The sequence below is a fragment of the Amycolatopsis sp. NPDC052450 genome, from assembly GCF_044547565.1.
Classification (GTDB): domain Bacteria; phylum Actinomycetota; class Actinomycetes; order Mycobacteriales; family Pseudonocardiaceae; genus Amycolatopsis.
Genome location: NZ_JBIUAQ010000042.1, coordinates 53,723 through 72,441, shown reverse-complemented (window position 1 = coordinate 72,441; position 18,719 = coordinate 53,723). Strand labels below are relative to the sequence as shown.

The 18,719-nt window shown below is 69.5% G+C and carries 21 protein-coding genes; 5 read left to right on the top strand and 16 right to left on the bottom strand.

Annotation, left to right across the window (positions count from 1 at the left end; translation table 11 throughout):
• Positions 1-443: 443 nt before the first annotated feature.
• Complete coding sequence (locus tag ACIHAO_RS39260; RefSeq protein ID WP_396566767.1) at positions 444-1,361, bottom strand: threonine/serine dehydratase; 918 nt, start codon at positions 1,359-1,361, stop codon at positions 444-446.
• A gap of 70 nt (positions 1,362-1,431) precedes the next feature.
• Between ACIHAO_RS39260 and ACIHAO_RS39255 the strand changes: the two genes are divergently transcribed.
• On the top strand, positions 1,432-1,911 hold the full coding sequence (locus ACIHAO_RS39255) for an Lrp/AsnC family transcriptional regulator (RefSeq protein ID WP_396566765.1): 480 nt from the start codon (positions 1,432-1,434) through the stop codon (positions 1,909-1,911).
• On the opposite strand, the gene ACIHAO_RS39250 is transcribed toward ACIHAO_RS39255, so the two are convergent.
• From ACIHAO_RS39250 to ACIHAO_RS39235, 4 genes are all read right to left on the bottom strand, one after another.
• Positions 1,889-3,001, bottom strand: a complete 1,113-nt coding sequence (locus ACIHAO_RS39250) for an XdhC family protein (RefSeq protein ID WP_396566763.1) — start codon at positions 2,999-3,001, stop codon at positions 1,889-1,891. The two genes, ACIHAO_RS39255 and ACIHAO_RS39250, sit on opposite strands and share 23 nt — an antisense overlap.
• Complete coding sequence (locus ACIHAO_RS39245; protein WP_396566761.1) at positions 2,994-4,097, bottom strand: VWA domain-containing protein; 1,104 nt, start codon at positions 4,095-4,097, stop codon at positions 2,994-2,996. The genes ACIHAO_RS39250 and ACIHAO_RS39245 overlap by 8 nt, the downstream gene beginning before the upstream one ends.
• 81 nt (positions 4,098-4,178) lie before the next feature.
• Positions 4,179-5,390 (bottom strand): FAD-dependent oxidoreductase, encoded by a 1,212-nt coding sequence (locus ACIHAO_RS39240; RefSeq protein ID WP_396566759.1) that lies wholly within the window; start codon positions 5,388-5,390, stop codon positions 4,179-4,181.
• A gap of 57 nt (positions 5,391-5,447) precedes the next feature.
• Complete coding sequence (locus tag ACIHAO_RS39235; RefSeq protein WP_396566757.1) at positions 5,448-6,014, bottom strand: TetR/AcrR family transcriptional regulator; 567 nt, start codon at positions 6,012-6,014, stop codon at positions 5,448-5,450.
• A 106-nt stretch (positions 6,015-6,120) separates the two neighbouring features.
• On the opposite strand from ACIHAO_RS39235, the gene ACIHAO_RS39230 reads away from it, so the two are divergent.
• Positions 6,121-7,140 carry an aldo/keto reductase gene (locus ACIHAO_RS39230; protein WP_396566773.1) on the top strand — a complete coding sequence of 340 codons (1,020 nt, stop codon included), beginning with the start codon at positions 6,121-6,123 and terminating at the stop codon, positions 7,138-7,140.
• 3 nt (positions 7,141-7,143) lie between these two features.
• Here ACIHAO_RS39230 and ACIHAO_RS39225 read toward each other — a convergent pair whose 3' ends face one another.
• The 11 genes from ACIHAO_RS39225 to ACIHAO_RS39175 form a co-directional block, all read right to left on the bottom strand.
• A complete protein-coding gene (locus ACIHAO_RS39225) occupies positions 7,144-8,016 on the bottom strand; it encodes an AAA family ATPase (RefSeq protein WP_396566755.1) in 873 nt (290 codons plus the stop codon).
• A gap of 196 nt (positions 8,017-8,212) precedes the next feature.
• Positions 8,213-8,806: an NTP transferase domain-containing protein gene (locus ACIHAO_RS39220; RefSeq protein ID WP_396566771.1), complete on the bottom strand. Its 594-nt coding sequence runs from the start codon at positions 8,804-8,806 to the stop codon at positions 8,213-8,215.
• 142 nt (positions 8,807-8,948) lie between these two features.
• Positions 8,949-9,755 carry an IclR family transcriptional regulator C-terminal domain-containing protein gene (locus tag ACIHAO_RS39215; RefSeq protein WP_396566753.1) on the bottom strand — a complete coding sequence of 269 codons (807 nt, stop codon included), beginning with the start codon at positions 9,753-9,755 and terminating at the stop codon, positions 8,949-8,951.
• Positions 9,756-9,764: 9 nt separating this feature from the next.
• Complete coding sequence (pcaC, locus tag ACIHAO_RS39210; protein WP_396566751.1) at positions 9,765-10,169, bottom strand: 4-carboxymuconolactone decarboxylase; 405 nt, start codon at positions 10,167-10,169, stop codon at positions 9,765-9,767.
• Positions 10,166-10,981, bottom strand: coding sequence for a 3-oxoadipate enol-lactonase (gene pcaD, locus ACIHAO_RS39205; RefSeq protein WP_396566749.1), 816 nt, complete (start codon positions 10,979-10,981; stop codon positions 10,166-10,168). Before pcaD ends, pcaC begins: the two co-directional genes overlap by 4 nt.
• Positions 10,974-11,522, bottom strand: coding sequence for a protocatechuate 3,4-dioxygenase subunit alpha (gene pcaG, locus ACIHAO_RS39200; protein WP_396566747.1), 549 nt, complete (start codon positions 11,520-11,522; stop codon positions 10,974-10,976). The genes pcaD and pcaG overlap by 8 nt, the downstream gene beginning before the upstream one ends.
• Positions 11,522-12,256, bottom strand: a complete 735-nt coding sequence (pcaH, locus tag ACIHAO_RS39195; RefSeq protein ID WP_396566745.1) for a protocatechuate 3,4-dioxygenase subunit beta — start codon at positions 12,254-12,256, stop codon at positions 11,522-11,524. Before pcaH ends, pcaG begins: the two co-directional genes overlap by 1 nt.
• 28 nt (positions 12,257-12,284) lie before the next feature.
• The gene (locus tag ACIHAO_RS39190) at positions 12,285-13,463 is read right to left on the bottom strand and encodes a thiolase family protein (protein WP_396566743.1); all 1,179 of its coding nucleotides are present in this window, start codon (positions 13,461-13,463) and stop codon (positions 12,285-12,287) included.
• Positions 13,460-14,215, bottom strand: a complete 756-nt coding sequence (locus ACIHAO_RS39185; RefSeq protein ID WP_396566741.1) for a CoA-transferase subunit beta — start codon at positions 14,213-14,215, stop codon at positions 13,460-13,462. Before ACIHAO_RS39185 ends, ACIHAO_RS39190 begins: the two co-directional genes overlap by 4 nt.
• Positions 14,212-15,021 carry a CoA transferase subunit A gene (locus ACIHAO_RS39180; protein WP_396566736.1) on the bottom strand — a complete coding sequence of 270 codons (810 nt, stop codon included), beginning with the start codon at positions 15,019-15,021 and terminating at the stop codon, positions 14,212-14,214. Before ACIHAO_RS39180 ends, ACIHAO_RS39185 begins: the two co-directional genes overlap by 4 nt.
• Before the next feature lie 100 nt (positions 15,022-15,121).
• A complete protein-coding gene (locus ACIHAO_RS39175; RefSeq protein ID WP_396566734.1) occupies positions 15,122-16,381 on the bottom strand; it encodes an NADH:flavin oxidoreductase/NADH oxidase family protein in 1,260 nt (419 codons plus the stop codon).
• 62 nt (positions 16,382-16,443) lie between these two features.
• Between ACIHAO_RS39175 and ACIHAO_RS39170 the strand changes: the two genes are divergently transcribed.
• The 3 genes from ACIHAO_RS39170 (at position 16,444) to ACIHAO_RS39160 (ending at position 18,690) form a co-directional block, all read left to right on the top strand.
• Positions 16,444-17,022, top strand: coding sequence for a TetR/AcrR family transcriptional regulator (locus ACIHAO_RS39170; RefSeq protein WP_396566733.1), 579 nt, complete (start codon positions 16,444-16,446; stop codon positions 17,020-17,022).
• A gap of 70 nt (positions 17,023-17,092) precedes the next feature.
• Positions 17,093-18,010, top strand: a complete 918-nt coding sequence (locus ACIHAO_RS39165; protein WP_396566731.1) for an acetoacetate decarboxylase family protein — start codon at positions 17,093-17,095, stop codon at positions 18,008-18,010.
• Entirely contained in the window at positions 18,007-18,690 is a 684-nt protein-coding gene (locus tag ACIHAO_RS39160) for a type 1 glutamine amidotransferase domain-containing protein (RefSeq protein ID WP_396566729.1), read from the top strand. The genes ACIHAO_RS39165 and ACIHAO_RS39160 overlap by 4 nt, the downstream gene beginning before the upstream one ends.
• The last annotated feature ends 29 nt before the right edge of the window (positions 18,691-18,719 follow it).

Here is an 18,719-nt window from a genome sequence, read left to right as displayed (position 1 = left end):
TGATATCTTTTTGTTTTGTTTTAGGGCCCCTTTTCCCCCCTACCCATCAGAACGGGGCCCCTCCACGACATAGGAGTTCGACGCCGGGCCGTGGGAAGCGCCGAAGAGCAGGGAAGGGGGCCTTCACGCGCACCCCCAGTACATGAAGGACCCCATCCTTGCGCCTAAGTACAGGAAGGCGTCCTTCATGTACTTCAAACCCGGCATCACGCAAGAAACGTCGCAGGTCACACAGTAGGTACCTAAGCAGAGGCTCGCCAGAACCCGAATCACCACTCACGACCAACCGGACCGCGTGATCAGGCGACCGGCGAGGTCGGTGAGCGCGGACCGACATTCGCTTACCTATGCCGGACCAGTCCGAAGGCCGACGATGGAGAATTCGGGACGTTGGACGTCCCGAATCCTCCCCTCTCCCTTCATCACTGCAGCGAAGGTCGTCCTCACCATTCCGGAGGCCAGGGGGCGTTCGCCCCGGTGACCACGGTGGCGACCCGGTCGCCGGGGAGGTCGTGCACGGTCAGCGCGGCCAGGCCCGCGGCCCCCGCCGGTTCCGGGAGGACGCCGAGGGTTTCCGCGCCCAGCCGCATGGCCGCGCGCAGGTCGTCGTCCTCGACCAGTACGAAGTCGTCCACGAGCGAGCGCAGGCGCCGGACGGATTCGGGTTGCGGGGAGCGGATCGAGATGCCACCGGCGAACGAGTTCACCCGGTCGACGGTGACCGGCTCACCGGCCCGCCAGCTCGTCGCCATCGCCTGCGCCGAGGTCGTCCCGACACCGACGATCCGGACGTCCGGCTTCTGTGCCTTGAGCCAGAGCGCGACGCCGGCGATCAGCGCGCCGTCGCCGACCGGCAGCACCACCGTGTCGATGGCGCCCGCTTCCGCCAGTTCCAGTCCGATCGTGCCCGCCCCTTCGGGGATCGCCGGCTCGCGGCCGTCGACCACGAAGACGCGATCCGGGGCTTCGGCGGCGAAGATGGCCGCGGCGACCTTCGCCTCGCCGTCGACCCGGCGCACCCGCGCGCCCAGGGTCTTCATCCGCCGCAGTTTGACCGGGGAGATGTCGGCGGGGACGAACACCTCGGCCCGCAGACCGCGTTTACGGGCGGCGAACGCGACGGCCTGCCCGAAGTTGCCGCTGGTGCCGCACACCATCGTGGTGCCCGGCTCCAGCCCGGCCGCGAAGTAGTCCGCGCCCCGGCCTTTGAAGCTGCGCAACGGATTCAGCGTCTCGATCTTCACCAGCACGTTTCTGCCGAGCCGTTCGTTCAGCTGTTCGTCGCTGTACTGCGGGGAATTCAGGAAAACGGGATCGATCACCTTCGCCGCATCGGCGACGTTGTCCAGCTTCAGGTCCATGACGCTCAAGCTAGGCCGGGAGCCGATCATGGCGATTGTAAGTTTTCCCGCTCGCGTGCAAAAATCTTGCGTGCCTCTCGACGAGATCGACCACCTGCTGCTCGACCTCGTCCAGGCCGACGCCGCGCGTCCCCTGCACGACCTGGGTGATGCCGTCGGCCTCTCCCCCAGCGCGGTCCAGCGACGGCTGACCCGGCTGCGCGCCACGGGCGTGATCCGCGCCGAGGTCGCCGTGCTCGATCCGGACGCGCTCGGCGCGGGGATGACGTCGGTCGTCCTGGTGGCGCTGACCGACGACGACGAGAAGCACCACACGGCCTTCCGCAAGCGGATGCTGGCCGAGCGTCGCGTCCAGCACTGCTACAGCATCGTCGGACAGTGGGACTACGTCGTCGTCCTGCTCAGCCCGGACCTCAAGGCGAGCCGGTACCTGTCCAGGAAGCTGTTCGACCAGCACGTCAAACGGTTCGAGACGCTGCCCGCCTTCGAGGTGGTCAAGTCGAGCCAGTCGGTGCCGGTGCCCGGCGTCAGCCGTGGATCCGGCCGCTGAGTTCGGCGAGCCGCGAGCCCGAACCGCTCCACCGCAGCGCGATGATCTCCGCCGCGATCGACACCGCGGTCTCCTCGGGGGTCCGTGCGCCGAGGTCGAGGCCGATCGGCGAGGACAGCCGTCCGAGTTCCGCCTCGGTGACCCCGGCCTCGCGCAGCCGCGCGAACCGGTCGTCGTGGGTCTTGCGCGAACCCATCGCGCCGACGTAGCCGACGTCGAGGCGCAACGCGACCTCCAGCAACGGCACGTCGAACTTCGGGTCGTGGGTGAGCACGGCGATCGCGGTCCGGCCGTCGATCCGGCCCGCGCCGGCTTCTGCCTCGAGATAGCGATGCGGCCAGTCGACGACGACCTCGTGCGCGTCGGGGAACCGGCTCTTCGTCGCGAACACGGGCCGCGCGTCGCAGACCGTGACCTGGTAGCCGAGGTACGCGCCCATCTTCGCCATCGCGGCCGCGAAGTCGATCGCGCCGAAGACCAGCAGGCGCGCGGGCGGTTCGAAGGAGTTGACGAAGACCGTCATCCCTTCGCCTCGGCGCTGCCCGTCCGGCCCGTAGTGCAGGGTTCCGGTGCGGCCGCCGGCGAGCATGCCGCGCGCGTCGTCGACGACGGCGTCGTCCATTCGCGACGAACCGAGCGAACCGGCGACCCGGTCCGGCCAGACGATCAGATGCTCGCCGACCAGGCCCTCCCGTTCGTGCTCGGTCACCGTGACCACGGCGACCGGCTGTCCACTGTGGACCGATTCGACGACATCGCCGAGCTCCGGCATCGAGTCGCGGTCGATGTGCTGGACGTAGATGTCGATGATCCCGCCGCAGGTCAGCCCGACGGCGAACGCGTCGTCGTCGCTGACGCCGTAGCGCTGCAACACGGGCGCGCGGTCGGCGACCACCTGCTGCGCGAGTTCGTAGACGGCGCCTTCGACGCAGCCGCCGGAGACGCTGCCGGTGACCGTGCCGTCCGGGGCCACGAGCATCGCCGCCCCCGGGCTCCGCGGCGCCGACGAGAACGTCGCCACCACGGTGCCGACCCCCACCGTCTCGCCTGCCGCCCAGCGGCGGTGCAGTTCGTCCAGTACGTCACGCATCGGCGATCTCCACCAGCAGTCGTTCCAATGTGGCCAAGCTGTGCCCGGCGAGCAGCCGATCGAGGTACGGGAGCGCGGCCACGATGCCGGACTGCACGGGAGCGTAACCCGCCCGCCCCGCGTGCGGATTCACCCAGAATACGACGTGCGCGAGCCGCCGCAGCCTGGCGAGCTGCTCGCCGAGCAGGCCGGGGTCGCCCCGCTCCCAGCCGTCCGAGAACACGGTGACCACGGACCGCCTGGCCACGCCGCGTTGTCCCCAGCGGTCGAGGAACGCCCGCAGGGTCTCGCCGAGCCTGGTCCCGCCCGCGAAATCGGGGACCGCGGCGGCCGCGGCGAGCATGGCGTGCTCGGGATCGCGCAGCCGGAGCTGACGGGACACCCTGGTGAGCCGGGTGCCCAGGGTGAACACCTCGACCCGGCCCGGAGCGCGCCGCGCCACGACGTGCGCGAACCGCAACAGGGAGTCGGCGTACGGCCCCATGGAGCCGGAGACGTCGATCAGGAAGACGACGCGGCGTGGTTTGACGCCCTTCCGCCGGTACGCCAGGCGCACGGGCTCGCCGCCGCCTGCCAGCATCGCCCGGAGCGTGCGCGACGGATCGAGAGTGCCCCGCCGGGCGGCGCGACGGCGGGGCGAAGACCGCAACGGGAGGGCCGGGCGCAGTTTCGCGAGCAGTTCCCGGAGGTGAGCGCGTTCGGCGACGCTCAGTTGGGCGAGGTCGCGATGGCGCAGGATCTCTTCGTCACTCGCCGCCACGCGGAGTTCGTCGGGCTCCGCGCCGGACTCGCCCTGTCCCGGCGCCTGCGCGAGGCTGGCGATCCTGGCCCGCTTCGGGGCCGCTTCCCTGCCTCGCCGTCGTGGTCCGGGTTCCTTTTCGGTGAACCAGCCGTCGAACGCGGCGTCGTAGCGCGGAAGGTCGTCGGGGTCGGCGCACAACGTAAGCCGTCCGGCCCAGTAGAGCTGCTCGGGATCGGCGAGGTCGATCGCGTCGACGGCCCCGAGGTACGCCTGCACTCGGTGCGCGTCGCACGGCAAACCGGCTTCGCGCAATGCCTCCGCGAAGCCGACGAAGCCCGCCAGTGGGTCGCTCACTCCTCCATTGTGCGCGCGATTCGGCACCTGGTTGCGGTACTTGCGCGTGCAAGTACCGCAATCAGGTGCCGAATCGCGGGGTCAGCGGCGGGCGAAGACCGGGGTCTTCTCGCGTAGGGGGCCGATGCCGCCCATGAAGGCCCCGAAGGCGGTGAGCTGCGGGAAGCGGTCCGAAATCCGGAGCGGCAGCGGCACGGTCCGCTCGTTCAGGGTCCCGTCGAGGGCGGGCTCGATGAGCATCTTGTGCTCCACCAGTTGCTGCTTCTGGGCGAGCGTGACGGCCACCGACCGGCGGCGCTGCACGCGGGCGAGATCCCGCGCGGTCAGCGTGCCGCGCAGCAGCGGGGCGGCGAGGATCCGGGCGGCCGCCACGGCGTCCTGCACCGCGATGTTGACACCCATCCCGCCGACCGGCGACATCGCGTGCGCGGCGTCGCCGATGCAGAGCACCCGGCCGGAGTACCAGTGCGGGAGCTTCGACATCCGGACCTTCAGCAGTTTGACGTCGTCCCAGTCGCGGATCTCGCTCACCTGCTCGTCGTTCCAGCCGAACAGGCCGCCGATGCGGGCACGGAACTCGTCGATCCCTTCGGCCCGCCGCGCGGCGTCCTGCCCCTTCCGGATCAGGTACGAGGTCTGGAAGTAGTCGCCGCGGTCCATGGTCACGCCGGCGAGCCCGCCCTCGAACCGGCCGAACACCTGGGCCTCTTTGCCGGTGTCTTCGAGTTTGGGCACCCGGACCCACCAGACGTCCATCGGCACCTCGTACTCCTTCGGCACGAGTCCCGCTTCCGCGCGGATCAAGGAATCCCGGCCGTCGCAGCCGACCACGAGCGGCGCGGCGAGTTCCCGCTCCTCACCATCGGAATCGCGGTAGCGCACGCCGCCTCCGTCGCGCAGGCCGAGCACCTCGGCCCCCATCCGCAGGGTGAACGCCGGTTCCCCCGCCGCGGCTTCGGCGAGCAGGTTCAGGAAATCCCATTGCGGGACCATGGCGATGTACTTGTGCCGCCCGGGAACGCGGCTGAAATCGGCGGCGACGATAGTCCTGTCGCCGATGCGCATCCGCATCTTCTCCAGCCGTTTCGACGGCAGTTCCGCGAACCGCTCGCCGAGGCCGAGTTCGTCGAGCAGCATCAGCGTCGGCGGATGCACCGTGTCGCCGCGGAAATCGCGGAAGAAATCCTTGTGCTTTTCGAGAACGGTGACCTCGACCCCGGCTCGCGCCAACAGGAGTCCGAGCACCATCCCCGCCGGACCGCCCCCCACCACACAACACTGCGTACGTTCCATAGTCGAGTTTTAGCCTGCCTCGTGGACCATTACCACGTGTTCGGCTGCGAAGGGGACCTAGGTCCTAAGGCCCGCGATGAGGACACCGACCATTTTGCGCGCGTTGTAGCGCGGATCGCTTTCGGCGCCGATGCAGAGGTTCCCGACGCCGCGCATCACTTCGAGCGCCTCCAGATCGGAGCGGATCTCGCCCGCCTCCGCGGCGGCGTCGAGCAACCGGGCGCACACCGGCAAGAGAGTGTCGAGAAAGTAGGCGTGCAGCGTCTCGAATCCGGCGTTGTCGGACTGCAGGACCGCCGCGAGGCCGTGTTTGGTGACCAGGAAATCGACGAAGAGGTCGATCCAGCGCCGCAACGCCTCGTACGGGGAATCGCTCGACGCCAGCAGTTCCGGCCCGGCTTCGGCGCACGCGTCGACCTGGTGCCGGTAGACGGCGATGATGAGGTCGGCCCTGGTCGGGAAATGCCGGTAGATCGTGCCCATCCCGACGCCCGCCTTGGCCGCGATGTCGCGAACCGGCGCCTCGACCCCCGAGGTGACGAAGACGGCGGCGGCCGCGTCGAGCAACGTCTTCTCGTTGCGCCGGGCATCCGCGCGTTTGGCCTTGGTGCCTTCTTGAGCCATCACGCCACTCCTCCACCGCCGAGCCGGGGTTGCCAAACGGAACGCTGCTCCGTATGGTTAGCGGAGCAAGGTTCCGCTTGCTCATCTTGCCATGGAGGACATCGTCATGCAGTACCGCACCTTGGGCAGGACCGGTGTGCAGGTCAGCACCCTCGCGCTGGGCGCGATGAACTTCGGCGCGATCGGGCGCACCACCCAGGACGAGGCCGCCACCCTCGTCGACGCCGCGCTGGCTGCCGGGATCAACCTCATCGACACCGCCGACATGTACAGCGACGGCGAGTCGGAGAAGATGGTCGGGAAGGCCATCGCGGGCCGCCGCGAAGACGTCGTGCTGGCCACGAAGGCGAGCATGCCGATGGGCGACGAGCGCAACCATCAGGGCGCTTCACGACGCTGGCTGGTCACCGAACTGGACAACAGCCTGCGCCGCCTCGATGTCGACCACGTCGATCTCTACCAGATCCACCGCTGGGACCCGAAGACCGGCGACGAGGAAACGCTCTCGGCGCTGACCGATCTGCAGCGCGCGGGGAAGATCCGCTACTTCGGTTCGTCGACGTTCCCGGCGTACCGCATCGTGCAGGCCCAGTGGGCCGCCCGCGAACACCGGCTGAGCCGGTACGTCACCGAGCAGCCGAGCTATTCGATCCTGCAGCGCGGGATCGAAATCCATGTGCTGCCCGTGACCGAGGAATACGGGATGGGCGTGCTGGCGTGGAGCCCGCTGGCGTCCGGCTGGCTGTCCGGCGCGGTCCGGGAAGGCCGCGAGATCAGCACGAATCGTTCCGCGGTGCTGCCGCACCGTTTCGATCTGTCCCTGCCCGGCAACCGGGCCCGGCTGGAAGCCGTCGAGCGGCTCGTCAAGGTCGCCGACCAGGCGGGGTTGAGCCTCATCCAGCTCGCGCTCGGCTTCGTCGTCGCGCATCCGGGCGTGACGAGCGCGATCATCGGGCCCCGCACACTGGAGCACCTGGAGTCTCAGCTCGCCGCCGCGGACACGGTGCTTTCAGCCGACGTCCTCGACGCGATCGACGAGATCGTCGCCCCGGGCACCGATCTCGCCCCGGAGGAGAAGCACGACACCCCGCCTTCCCTGCTCGACGCTTCGTTGCGGCGCCGCTGACGCTCAGGCGAGCAGGTTGTCCAGCTTGGCCCGGACACGGGCGAGGTCTTCGCTGTACTTGAGCACCGAGCCGAGCGTCCGCGCGGCGGCCGCGGCGTCCAATTCGGACATTCCGAGGGCGAGGAGCGCCTGAGCCCAGTCGAGGGATTCCGCCACGCCGGGCGGCTTCAGCAACTCCATCGTGCGAAGCCGCTGCACCGCCGTCGCGACCTGCGCGGCGAGCGCTTCGCCAAGGCCCGGGATCTTGCGGCGCAGGATCTCGATCTCACGGACGAGGTCCGGATGTTCGAGCCAGTGATAGAGACAGCGGCGCTTCAGCGCGTCGTGCACCTCCCGCGTCCGGTTGGAGGTGAGCACCACGAGCGGCGGATGTTCGGCACGCACCTCGCCGAACTCGGGGATCGTCACCGCGTTCTCGTCGAGGAGTTGCAGCAGGAAGGCTTCGAACTCGTCGTCCGCCCGGTCGATCTCGTCGACCAGCAGCACGCACGGCGCGGTCTGCAACGCCTTCAGCAGCGGCCGGGCCAGCAGGAAACGTTCGGTGTAGAGGGACTGTTCGGCGGCCTCGACGTCGAGGCCGCCGTCACCGGAGGCTTCCAGCGCCCGCAAATGCAGCAGCTGACGGGGAAAGTCCCATTCGTACAGCGCCTGCGCCGCGTCGATCCCCTCGTGACACTGGAGCCGGATGAGCGGTATGCCGAGCGCTTCGGCCAGTCCCAAGGCGAGCGAGGTCTTGCCGGTACCCGGCTCGCCCTCGCAGAACAGCGGGCGGCCGAGTGCCACGGCGAGGAACCCGGCCGTGGCGATGCCGTCGTCGGCGAGATAGCCGACCGATTCGAGGGCTTCGGCCAGCTTCTCGGGCGATTCGACGGTCACTTGCCGATCGTAAGCCTCGCCGAGCCGGAGATCGGCCTGGAAGATCCTCGCGGTGCGACCCCGGCCCCGGCCGAAGTCACCCGCTAACGCCGTCTCGACGGTGTCGCGAAAGCCACTTTCAGGACGCCAGGCGTCGCGAAAGTGGCTTTCGCGACGTCCGGAATCGGCGCCTGAACTCGCCGCGCCGCTACCCGGTTCAGCCGGGAAGATCGTCGCGGCGGTCCACGTCGTGGCCGGTGCCGAGGTCGCCGCATTCGACGAGCCGCAGGTCCTGGCGTCCCTTGAGCCAGTCTCGGGCACCCTTGTCCCCGGAGGCGCTCGCCACGATCTCCGGCCACCAGCGGCGGCCGAGCACGACGGGATGACCGGGAACGCCTTCGTAGGCGGCACGCGCGACCGTGTCCTCACCTGCCCCGGCGGCGACCCGGCGGACCACTTCGGCGCCGACCCCGGGCAGGTCCACGAGATGCACGACAGCGGCTTCGGCGCCGGTTCCGGTGAGCGCGCTCAGGCCCGCCCGCAGTGACGCGCCCATTCCGGATTCCCAGTCCTCGGCCACAACGGCGGCTTCGGGATCGGGCAGGAGCGCGCGGACTTCCGCTGCCGAGGCACCCAGTACCACCCGGACCGGCGCGCAGCCCGCGTCGGTGAGCACCCGCAGCGCCCGGACGACGAACGGCTCGCCGTCGAGGACGGCCAGCGCCTTCGGCCCGCCGAAGCGGCGCCCGGCCCCCGCCGCGAGCAGCAACCCGGCGAGCTCAGTGTCCGATGGTGAACCCGCGTCCGCGATCGCGTCGGCAGGGCGAGACCTGGTCTGACCCCTCACCTTCGACGGCAAGGGCGCCCCGCCACCGCGATAGCGGGGCCTTCGGCCGGGCGGGTTCACGCGGTGGGTCCGTTTCCCGAGTTCATCCTCAGCTCCGCCGATAGGCTCAACCATGCCGGGCTTTGGACGGCGGCGCCGACGCCAGATCGGTCTCGATGGCGCGCGCCGCCGCGAGCAGGGGCGGCAGCAGTTCCTGTTCGACCGACTCGCGTGTGGTGCGGCTGGCGTGAGTGGAGAGGTTGACCGCGGCCACGGCCTTGCCGTTCCGGTCGCGGATCGGCGCGGCGATCGAGCGGAGGCCCTCTTCGAGTTCCTGGTCGACCATCGCGTAGCCCTGCTCGTGGACCCTGATCAGTTCGGCGAGCAGTTCCTCCGGCCGGCTTTTGGTGCGCGCGGTGAGCTTGTCGAGCTTCGCCCCGGCGAGGTAGTTCCGCAGGTCGGCGTCCTCGAGGCCGGCCAGCAGTACGTGTCCCATCGAGGTCGCGTGAGCCGGGAATCGGGTGCCGACGTTGATGCTCACGGTCATGATCCGCGAAACGGCCACGCGTGCGACGTAGACGATGTCCATGCCTTCGAGCACGGAGACCGAACTCGACTCGTGCACCTCGGCGGAGAGCCGTTCAAGATGCGGCTGGGCGACCTCCGGCAGCGACAGGCTCGACAGATACGAGTAGCCGAGTTCGAGGACCCGCGCGGTCAGCGAGAAGTACTTGCCGTCGGTGCGCACGTACCCGAGGTCGACGAGGGTGAGCAGGAACCGGCGGGCGGCCGCCCTGGTCAGCCCGGTGGACCGGGCGACGTCGCTCAGCGTGAGTTCCGCCGCGTCCGCGTTGAACGCCTTGATCACCGCCAGCCCGCGCTCGAGCGACTGGACATGATGCGCTCCGCGCTCGGTGACCTCGCCTTCGTCCATATGAGAACCCTAACTCTCACCTTCTTCCTGGGCGGCAGGCTCACCGAGTTCGGCCAGTACCCGCTGGGCGACGGCGAACGCGGTGTTGGCGGCCGGGGCACCCGTGTAGACGGCGGTGTGGAGCAGGACCTCGGAGATCTCCTGCGCGGTGAGTCCATTGTGGACGGCGGCGCGGACGTGCATCGCGAGCTCGTCGTGGGCGTGCAGCGCGGTGAGCGCGGCCAGGGTGACGCAGCTGCGGGTCTTGCGGTCGAGCCCGTCACGCGACCAGACCGATCCCCAGGCTCCCTTGGTGATGTAGTCCTGGAACGGGCGGCTGAACTCGGTGGTGCGGGCGACCGCCCGGTCGACGTGCGCGTCCCCGAGGACTTCGCGGCGCACCTTCATGCCGGTCTCGTAGGTGTCATCGGTCATCGGGCGGCCTCCAGGTGTTCGAGGATCAACGCGGTGAACCGCTCCGGCTGTTCGAAACTCCCCAGATGCGCGGCGCCTTCGACGACCTCCAGCCGCGCGTCCGGGATGCCGCCCGCGATCACCTCGGCGTGCTCGGCCGGGGTGGCCGGATCCTCGGCCCCGGCGATGACCAGTGTCCGCGCCGCGATCTTGGGCAGGTCGTCGACGAGGTCCATTTGTTCGATGGCCTGGCAGGACGCCGCGTACCCCTCGGCGGGAACGCTCGCGATCATCTCGCGCAGGTATCCGGCCTGCTCGGGGTGGGCGACGGCGTGACCGGCGGTCAGCCAGCGGCCGACCGCGGCTTCGGCGATCGCGGCGGTGCCGTTCTCCCGGACCGTCTTCGCCCTGTCCGCCCACATACTCGGCGGCCCGAGCTTCGCGGACGTGCAGCACAGCACGAGGCTCCGGATCCGGTCCGGCGCGTTCACGCCCAGCCACATCCCGGTCATCCCGCCGAGTGAGAGGCCGACGACGTGGGCGCGTTCGGCATCGTGCTCGTCGAGCAGCGCGAGCAGATCACCGCCGAGATCCGCGAGCGTGTACGGCCCCGGCGGGACCGGGGAGGCGCCGTGCCCGCGGGTGTCGTAGCGGATCACCCGGAAACCCTGTTCCACCAACGGTTTCACCTGCGGTTCCCACATGCGGTGGTCGCTGCCGAGCGATCCGCTGAACACCACGACAGGGCCGTCCTCGGGCCCTGCCGCGACGCTGTGCACTTTTACCGAACTGTGCACTTCTACCGAACTGTGCACCTTCACCGGCTCAGACATCGAAGAACACCGTCTCGCCCTCGCCCTGCAACCGGATGTCGAACCGGTAGCCGTCGCCGGTCCTGGTGGCGACCAAGGTGCGCCGGCGGGCTTCCGGGACCGAGGCCAGCACCGGATCCCCGGAGTTGTCGTTGTCCTCGAAGTAGATCCGGGTGACCACCCGGTGCAGGAGTCCGCGGGCGAGCACCGAGACGTCGATGTGCGGCGCCTGCGTGCTGCCCGCCGGACCGGGCAGCGGCCCGGGCATGATCGTCCGGATCTCGTAGTTGCCGCCCGGATCGGTGGGACAGCGGCCGAAACCCCGGAACCCGCTCGCGACCGCTCCGCGTGGGTCGTCGGGGTGGTCGAACCGGCCGTCGGCGTCGGCCTGCCACGTCTCGATCATCGCGTCCGGAACCGGTTCGCCCGCACCGTCGAGGACACGGCCGTGGACGCGGATCGCGGCCGGTTCGTCCGCGGGAACGACGTCCGGCCCGTCCGGCCAGGGCAGGCCGATGGACAGGTACGGGCCGACGGTCTGGGAAGGCGTCGTCTCCGGCATCAGTGCTCGTCCTCCTCGTCTTCGAAGACCGAAGCCTCGCGGCCGCGCACGACGATGTCGAACTGGAAGGCCAAAGCCCACTCGGCTTCCGTGCGGTCGAGGTCGAAGCGGGCGATCATCCGTTGCCGCGCCTTCTCGTCCGGGATGGAGTTGAAGATCGGGTCCTGCGAGAACAGCGGGTCTTCCGGGAAGTACATCTGGGTGACCAGCCGCTGGGTGAACGCGGTGCCGAATACGGAGAAGTGGATGTGCGCCGGCCGCCAGGCGTTGTCGTGGTTCTTCCACGGGTACGCGCCCGGTTTGATGGTGGTGAAGGTGTAGCGCCCTTCGGAGTCGGTGAGCGTCCGGCCCGCGCCGTCGAAGTTCGGGTCGAGCGGCGACGGCCAGCGGTCGCCGGTGTGCCGGTACCGGCCGCCCGCGTTCGCCTGCCAGATCTCCACGAGCGAATCCCGGATCGGCCGGCCGTCGCCGTCGAGCAGCCGCCCGGTGACGATGATGCGCTGGCCTTGCGGCTCCCCCGCGTGCCCTTTGGTGAGGTCGTTGTCGAACTCGCCGATCCGCCCCTGCCCCAGCGCCGGCCCGGTGACCTCGGTCAGCAGATGCGGGAGCACGATCAGCGGCTGCTGGGGGTGCCGCAACGCCGTCGACCGGTAACCGGCGTAGTCGAGCGGCGGATGCGTGCCCTCCGGATCGCGCCGGTAGCGCGGGAGCCTCAGTTCTGCGGGTGCGGACATGCTGTTCCCTCCAGCGCGGGTCAGTGGATCACTGGGCTTCGAGGACGACGGCCAGCCCCTGGCCGACGCCGATGCAGATGGCCGCCAGCCCCCATCGGCCACCGGTGCGGCGCAGGTGATGGGCCAGGGTGCCGAGGATGCGGCCGCCGGAGGCGCCCAGCGGATGCCCGATCGCGATCGCGCCGCCGTTCACGTTGACGATCTCCGGGTCGAGCTTCGACCAGTCCCGCAGGCAGGCCAGCGACTGCGCGGCGAAGGCCTCGTTCAGTTCGACGGCCGCCAGGTCTTCCCAGCCGATCCCGGCCCGTTCCAGTGCGATCTCGGCCGCGCGCACCGGGCCGATGCCGAAGACGTCGGGGTCGACGCCCGCCGCGCCACGGCCGGCGATCCGGGCGAGTGGCGCCTTGCCGAGCCGTTTCCCCGCCGTCTCGTCACCGAGCAGCAGGGCGGAGGCTCCGTCGTTCAGCGGCGACGCGTTCGCGGCCGTGACCGTCCCTTGTGGACGGAAGACGGGCTTGAGCTTGGCGAGCTTCTCCGGGCTGGACTCCGGCCGGATGCCTTCGTCGCGAGTGAGTTCGACGCCCTCGACGGGGACGACGTGGTCGTCGTAGAACCCCTCGTCCCAGGCGCGGGCGGCGTTGACGTGACTGCGGACGGCGAACGCGTCCTGCTCGTCGCGGCCGATGCCGTAGCGCTCGGCGAGCTGTTCGGTGGACTCGCCGAGCGACACCGTCCACTGTTCGGGCATCTTCGGGTTGACCATGCGCCAGCCCAGCGCGGTGGAGTACAGCGTCTGATTGCCCGCCGGGAAGGCCTTCTCCGGCTTCTGCATGACCAGCGGCGAACGGCTCATCGATTCCACCCCGCCGGCGACGGCGAGCGAGGCGTCGCCGACCTGGACCGACCGGCTGGCCTGCATGACCGCGTCGAGGCCGGAGCCGCACAACCGGTTGACCGTGGCGCCCGGCACCGTGGTCGGCCAGCCGGCCAGCAGCGCCGCCATCCGCGCGACGTTGCGGTTGTCCTCGCCGGCGCCGTTGGCGTCGCCGAGCACGATCTCGTCGACGGTGGCCGGGTCGAGGTCGTTGCGTTCGGCCAGCGCCCGCAGCACGGTGGCGGCGAGGTCGTCCGGGCGGACCCCGGACAGGGCGCCGCCGTATTTGCCGAACGGGGTACGGATGGCGTCGAACAGGAAGACGTCGGTCATGCGCTCGCCCTTGTGAGGTCTCGGAGGATGCGGAGTTCTGCCTCGGTCGGCGCCGGGGTGGTCGCCAGGTCGCCGGACACCTTCAGTTTCCACCCGGTCGCCTCGACGACCTGATCGACCTCGACGCCGGGGTGCAGTTCGGTGAGGGTGAGCTCGGCGGTCTCCGGGTCGGGCCGCAGCAGGCCGAGGTCGGTGACCACCAGCGTCGGCCCGGCGCCGGGGAGGCCGAGGCGTTCACGGTCGCCCTTGCCGGTGCCGTGACCGAACGAGGTCACGAAGTCGACCTTCTCGACGAAGGTGCGGATGCTCTGCCTGAGCACCACGAACACCTCGCGGCAGGAAGCGGCGATCTCCGGCGCGCCGCCCGCTCCGGGGAGGCGCACCTTGGGGTTGGCGTAGTCAGGGCCGATGACGGTGGTGTTGATGTTGCCGAACTTGTCCAGCTGGGCGGCGCCGAGGAAGCCGACGTCGATCCGGCCGGGCTGGAGCCAGTAGTTGAAGACCTCGGGGACGCTGACCACGGCGTCCGCGGTGTCGGCGAGTTCGCCGTCGCCGATGGACAGCGGGAGCCTGGTCGGTTTGGCGCCGAGGCAGCCGGATTCGTAGATCAGCGTGAGGTTCGGCGCGTGCCCGCGGCGGGCGAGGTTGGCGGCCGTACTGGGCAGGCCGATGCCCACGAAACAGGACATCCCGTCGCCGAGGGCGCGAGCGGCGGCGACGCTCATCATCTCGTCGGAGGTGTACTCGGTCATGCCTTCACTCCCGTCAGCTCGTCGAGCCAGTGGGTGAAGCTCTCCCTGTCCCGGCCGATCTCGTCCCATGCCTGGTAGGCGTCGTTGTCCCGTTCGTAGTACCCCGCCGCGTACGACGGTTTCGCGCCGCCGGGAACCTCGGCGACGGCGGTGACCGCCCACGACGGCAGCACGATCGCGCCCGGCCGGGGCTCCAGCTCGTCCACGATCTCCTCGACGGTGACCAGCGAGCGCTTCGCCGCGAGCACCGCCTCCTTCTGGACGCCCGTGATACCCCAGATCTGGACGTTGCCGGACCTGTCGGCCCGCTGGGCGTGCACGATCGTCACGTCCGGGTTGAGCGCGGGGACGGCGGCGAGCCACTCACCGGTGAACGGGCAGGTGATGGGCTTGATCGTGTCGGTCTGCGCGGGGAGATCGGTGCCGGTGTAGCCGCGCAGGACCGCGAACGGCAGGCCCGAGGCGCCGGCGACGTAGCGATTCGCCATGCCGGCGTGACTGTGTTCCTCTATTTCCAGTGGCACCGGCCAAGCGTGCTGGACCGCGTCACGGAAGCGGTGCAGCGAGCCGACACCGGGATTACCGCCCCACGAGAAGATCAGCTTGCTCGCGCAGCCCGCGCCGATGAGCTGGTCGTAGACGATGTCGGGGGTCATGCGGACCAGCGTCAGGCCGGTGCGGCGCTGACGGATGATCTCATGGCCCGCGGCGACCGGGATGAGGTGCGTGAAGCCCTCGAGCGCGACGGTGTCCCCGTCGCGCACCAGCCGCGCCACGGCCTCCTTCAACGACAGCAGCTCCGCCATCCCCACTCCCGGCTTGTTCGTATCGCGCACACATGTTCTTCATATGAACATAGCACAGCCGGCCCGGTCTGGGCACTGCTTCCGACCCGGTGAATCCCGATCAGGCGGTGCGACCGCTCAGCCAGCTGCGGTAGCGGCGAAGCGCGATGGCCTGCTGCACCGTTTCCACGACCAGCGCCAGTTTCGGATCGATGCCGGGCTTGGTCCGACGTCCCGCGCCGAGGCGCCGCAGCTGCCGCCGGACGCGGGCCATGCTCGCGGCGGACGCGACGGCCTTGTCCCCGATCCGGACCGGCTCGAGCTCCACCTTGGCGTCCGCGTCGTGCCGCCACCTCGCGGGCAGCCCGGGATCGACGGCCAGCGCGCTGCCCATGCCGACCAGTTCGACACCGCTCGCCAGCACCTCTTCCGCGACCGGCCTGCGGACCACGCCACCGGTCAGCATCAGCGGCAGCGCACTGGTCCGCACGAGTTGTTCGGCGAGGGTCAGGAAGTAGGCCTCTCGCGCCCGGGTGCGGTCGTCGCCGGATTGCCCGGTCATCGCCGGGCTCTCGTAACTGCCACCCGACAGTTCGACCAGATCGACGCCGAGCGGCGCGAGCATCGCGATGACCGACGCGGCGTCGTCGGCGTCGAAGCCGCCACGCTGGAAGTCGGCGGAGTTGAGCTTGACGGCGACGGCGAACCCGGGCGCCACGACGGCGCGGACCGCGCGGACGACGTCGAGCAGGAGCCTGGCCCGGTTCTCGAGGCTTCCACCCCACCGATCTTCCCGGCGGTTGGCCAGCGGGGAAAGGAACTGCGAGAGCAGATAGCCGTGCGCCGCGTGGATCTCGACGCCGTCGAATCCGGCCTCCTCGGCGCGGCGGGCGGTCTCGGCGAACCGCGCCACGGTCTCCTCGATCCGCCGCGCGGACATCTCGACCGGCTCGGCGAACCGCTTGCTGTTCTTGCCCACATCCACACGAATGGCCGACGGACCCCAGGCCACGCCGGGCATGCCCGCCCGAACTTGACGGCCGGGATGGTTGATCTGCATCCATACCCGCGCACCGCCGCTCTTCGCGGCCGACGCCCACCGGCGGAACGGTTCCAGCGGCGAGTCCGCGTCGAGGACGACACCGGCCGGACCGGTGAGCGCCTCCGCGTGGACCATGACATTGCCGGTGATGAGCAGGCCGGCTCCGCCATGACCCCACCGGCGATACAGCTCGAACAAGGCCTTGCCCGGCAACTGTCCCCTGGTCGCCATGCTCTCCTCCATCGCGGCTTTGACCAGCCGATTCGGCACGGTCGAGCCATTGGGGAGGGTGAGCGGCTCGAAGACCGGCGACGAGGTTTTCTCGGCTGCGGATGACATCACTGCCCCTGAACGCGGTATGTTTACATTGCTCACATGAGCATAGGAAGGAGATGTAAGCAGTGTCAACATCGACGAAGAGTGGCTACCATCACGGCGACCTGAGAGCGTCCCTGCTGGCCACGGCGATGCGCATGCTCGAAGCCGGCGAGTCGTTCTCCCTGCGCGCCGTCGCACGCGAAGCCGGCGTATCAGCGACGGCGCCGTACCGGCACTTCGCCGACAGGGACGCCCTGGAGTCGGCTTTGGCCGCGCAAGGCTTGCGCGACCTGAAGGAGGACCTCACAAAGGGACGCGAACTCCCGGCGTCGGCCGCGGATCTGGCCGAACTCGCGGTCACCTACGTCGAGTTCGCCCTGCGCCGCCCAGCCCTCTTCCGGCTGATGTTCGGCAACGCCTGCGACACGGGAAGCGAGGAGCGCGTCCAGGCCGCGGCGGACATCCACGACCTCCTGCGACTGGCGATGACACGAGTGTTCTCGGAGCCCGCCTCGGAAGCGCTCGCCTCGGCGGGCTGGGCGCTGGCCCACGGGCTGGCGTACCTGTTCCTGGACGGCAAGCTCCCGGCGGACTCGGACGACGACGTCGCCGACCGCGTCCGCGCCGCCTTCGCCGCGATCCTGGCGGCACATCCGCGCTAACCAGTGTTGACAGTGCTTACATCGAGCCCTAGGCTCTGGAATGTAAGCATTGTAAACATCAGGAGGTCCGATGGCGCGGGAAACGGTCACCGTCGACCTGGGCGGACGCTCGGTCGACGTCCCGAAAGGCGGCCTGTACGACCGCTATCGCATGGATTCCGACCTCGACATCGTCGCCGCCGACCCGCGCGTGAGCGGCGTCGGCTTCTTCCGGCGGCTTCCCAAGACGCGAGTCGATTCACCGATCGGCCCGACGCTGACCCCCAACTTCTACTACCGGATCGCGACGGCCCGGCTGACGATGACGGCGCCCTCCCGGGCGATCCGGCGCCGCCTCCCCGAGGAGCTGTCGCCGCTCGAGGTCGCGCCCGGCCTCGGGCTGGTGTCGGTGATGCTGTTCCGGTACGACGTCTGCGACATCGACTTCTACACCGAGGCCGCCGTGGGAATCGCGGTCCGGCCCGCCCGGCACGGACGGCTCGGGTTCTTCGACCTCGTGACCGGCCTCAAAAACGAGCATCTTCACTCTTACGTGCTGTCCCTGCCGGTCAGCAGCGAGATCGCCCAGGTCCGCGGTCACAACGGCTACGGCTTCCCGAAGTGGGTGACGAGCCTCGACGTCGATATCGACACCGAACGCGTCGAAGCGCGCGTGGCGAACGACCACGGCGAGACCGACCTCACCCTTTCCGCTGCCACACCCCGCCAGACGGCACACGAATCCGGCGAGCAGGTCTCGAGCCTCACCTCGTACACCACCATCGGGGACGCGTGGCATGCGACGCTGAGCCAGACGAACGTCCTCTCCGCCGGAAGCGCGTCGTTCCCGCGCGGCGTCGATCTCCGGCTCGGCGAGGGCCGTCTCTCCGACGACGTCCGCTCGCTCGACCCGCACAAGCCGATCCGTTTCGAAGTGATGACCGAGGGCCAGCTCGCCCTCCATCTGCCGGTCCCCACCTCCGTCCGGAACCTGGAGGTCCGCAAATGACCAAGCGCGTGCTGAACGTCGTCACCAACGTCGGTCACTACGACGATCCGTCCCATCCCACCGGCCTGTGGCTTTCCGAGCTCACCCACGCCTACCACGTCTTCGCCGATCGAGGCTTCGAGCAGACGATCGTCAGCCCTCAGGGCGGACGATCCCCGCTCGAACCCCGGTCACTGAAGTTCCCCAACTTCGACAAGACCGCCAAGGCCTGGCACGCCGACCCCGAACGGATGGCGCTCCTGGAGAACACCGCCGCCCCCGGGGACATCGACCCGGCGGACTTCGACGCGATCTACTTCACCGGCGGCCACGCGGTGATGTACGACTTTCCCGACAGCGAAGGCCTGCAGCGGATCACCCGGGAGATCTTCGAACGCGGCGGCATCGTCGCCTCCGTCTGCCACGGCTACTGCGGGCTGCTGAACACCACCTTGTCCGACGGCTCCCACCTCGTGGCGGGACGCAAGGTCACCGGCTTCGCCTGGCGCGAGGAAGTCCTCGCGAAGGTGGACAAGCTCGTGCCGTACAACGCCGAAGAAGAGATGAAGAAGCGCGGCGCGCTCTATGAGAAGGCGAAGCTGCCCTTCGTCTCCTACGCGGTGGTCGACGGCAATCTCGTCACCGGCCAGAATCCGGGATCCGCGAAGGAGACGGCGAAGAAGGTCGCCGAGCTACTCTGATCACCCGCGTAGGGGAAGCGCCTCCCTCA

Coding starts and splice junctions, on each gene's coding strand:
- ACIHAO_RS39190 (WP_396566743.1), bottom strand. CDS start 13,463: ATGACCGACGTCTTCCTGTTCGACGCCATCCGTACCCCGTTCGGCAAA.
- pcaD (WP_396566749.1), bottom strand. CDS start 10,981: ATGTCTGAGCCGGTGAAGGTGCACAGTTCGGTAGAAGTGCACAGTTCG.
- ACIHAO_RS39260 (WP_396566767.1), bottom strand. CDS start 1,361: ATGGACCTGAAGCTGGACAACGTCGCCGATGCGGCGAAGGTGATCGAT.
- ACIHAO_RS39215 (WP_396566753.1), bottom strand. CDS start 9,755: ATGGACGAAGGCGAGGTCACCGAGCGCGGAGCGCATCATGTCCAGTCG.
- ACIHAO_RS39180 (WP_396566736.1), bottom strand. CDS start 15,021: ATGGCGGAGCTGCTGTCGTTGAAGGAGGCCGTGGCGCGGCTGGTGCGC.
- ACIHAO_RS39230 (WP_396566773.1), top strand. CDS start 6,121: ATGCAGTACCGCACCTTGGGCAGGACCGGTGTGCAGGTCAGCACCCTC.
- ACIHAO_RS39235 (WP_396566757.1), bottom strand. CDS start 6,014: ATGGCTCAAGAAGGCACCAAGGCCAAACGCGCGGATGCCCGGCGCAAC.
- ACIHAO_RS39185 (WP_396566741.1), bottom strand. CDS start 14,215: ATGACCGAGTACACCTCCGACGAGATGATGAGCGTCGCCGCCGCTCGC.
- pcaC (WP_396566751.1), bottom strand. CDS start 10,169: ATGACCGATGACACCTACGAGACCGGCATGAAGGTGCGCCGCGAAGTC.
- ACIHAO_RS39160 (WP_396566729.1), top strand. CDS start 18,007: ATGACCAAGCGCGTGCTGAACGTCGTCACCAACGTCGGTCACTACGAC.
- ACIHAO_RS39240 (WP_396566759.1), bottom strand. CDS start 5,390: ATGGAACGTACGCAGTGTTGTGTGGTGGGGGGCGGTCCGGCGGGGATG.
- ACIHAO_RS39165 (WP_396566731.1), top strand. CDS start 17,093: ATGGCGCGGGAAACGGTCACCGTCGACCTGGGCGGACGCTCGGTCGAC.
- ACIHAO_RS39250 (WP_396566763.1), bottom strand. CDS start 3,001: ATGCGTGACGTACTGGACGAACTGCACCGCCGCTGGGCGGCAGGCGAG.
- pcaH (WP_396566745.1), bottom strand. CDS start 12,256: ATGTCCGCACCCGCAGAACTGAGGCTCCCGCGCTACCGGCGCGATCCG.
- pcaG (WP_396566747.1), bottom strand. CDS start 11,522: ATGCCGGAGACGACGCCTTCCCAGACCGTCGGCCCGTACCTGTCCATC.
- ACIHAO_RS39175 (WP_396566734.1), bottom strand. CDS start 16,381: ATGTCATCCGCAGCCGAGAAAACCTCGTCGCCGGTCTTCGAGCCGCTC.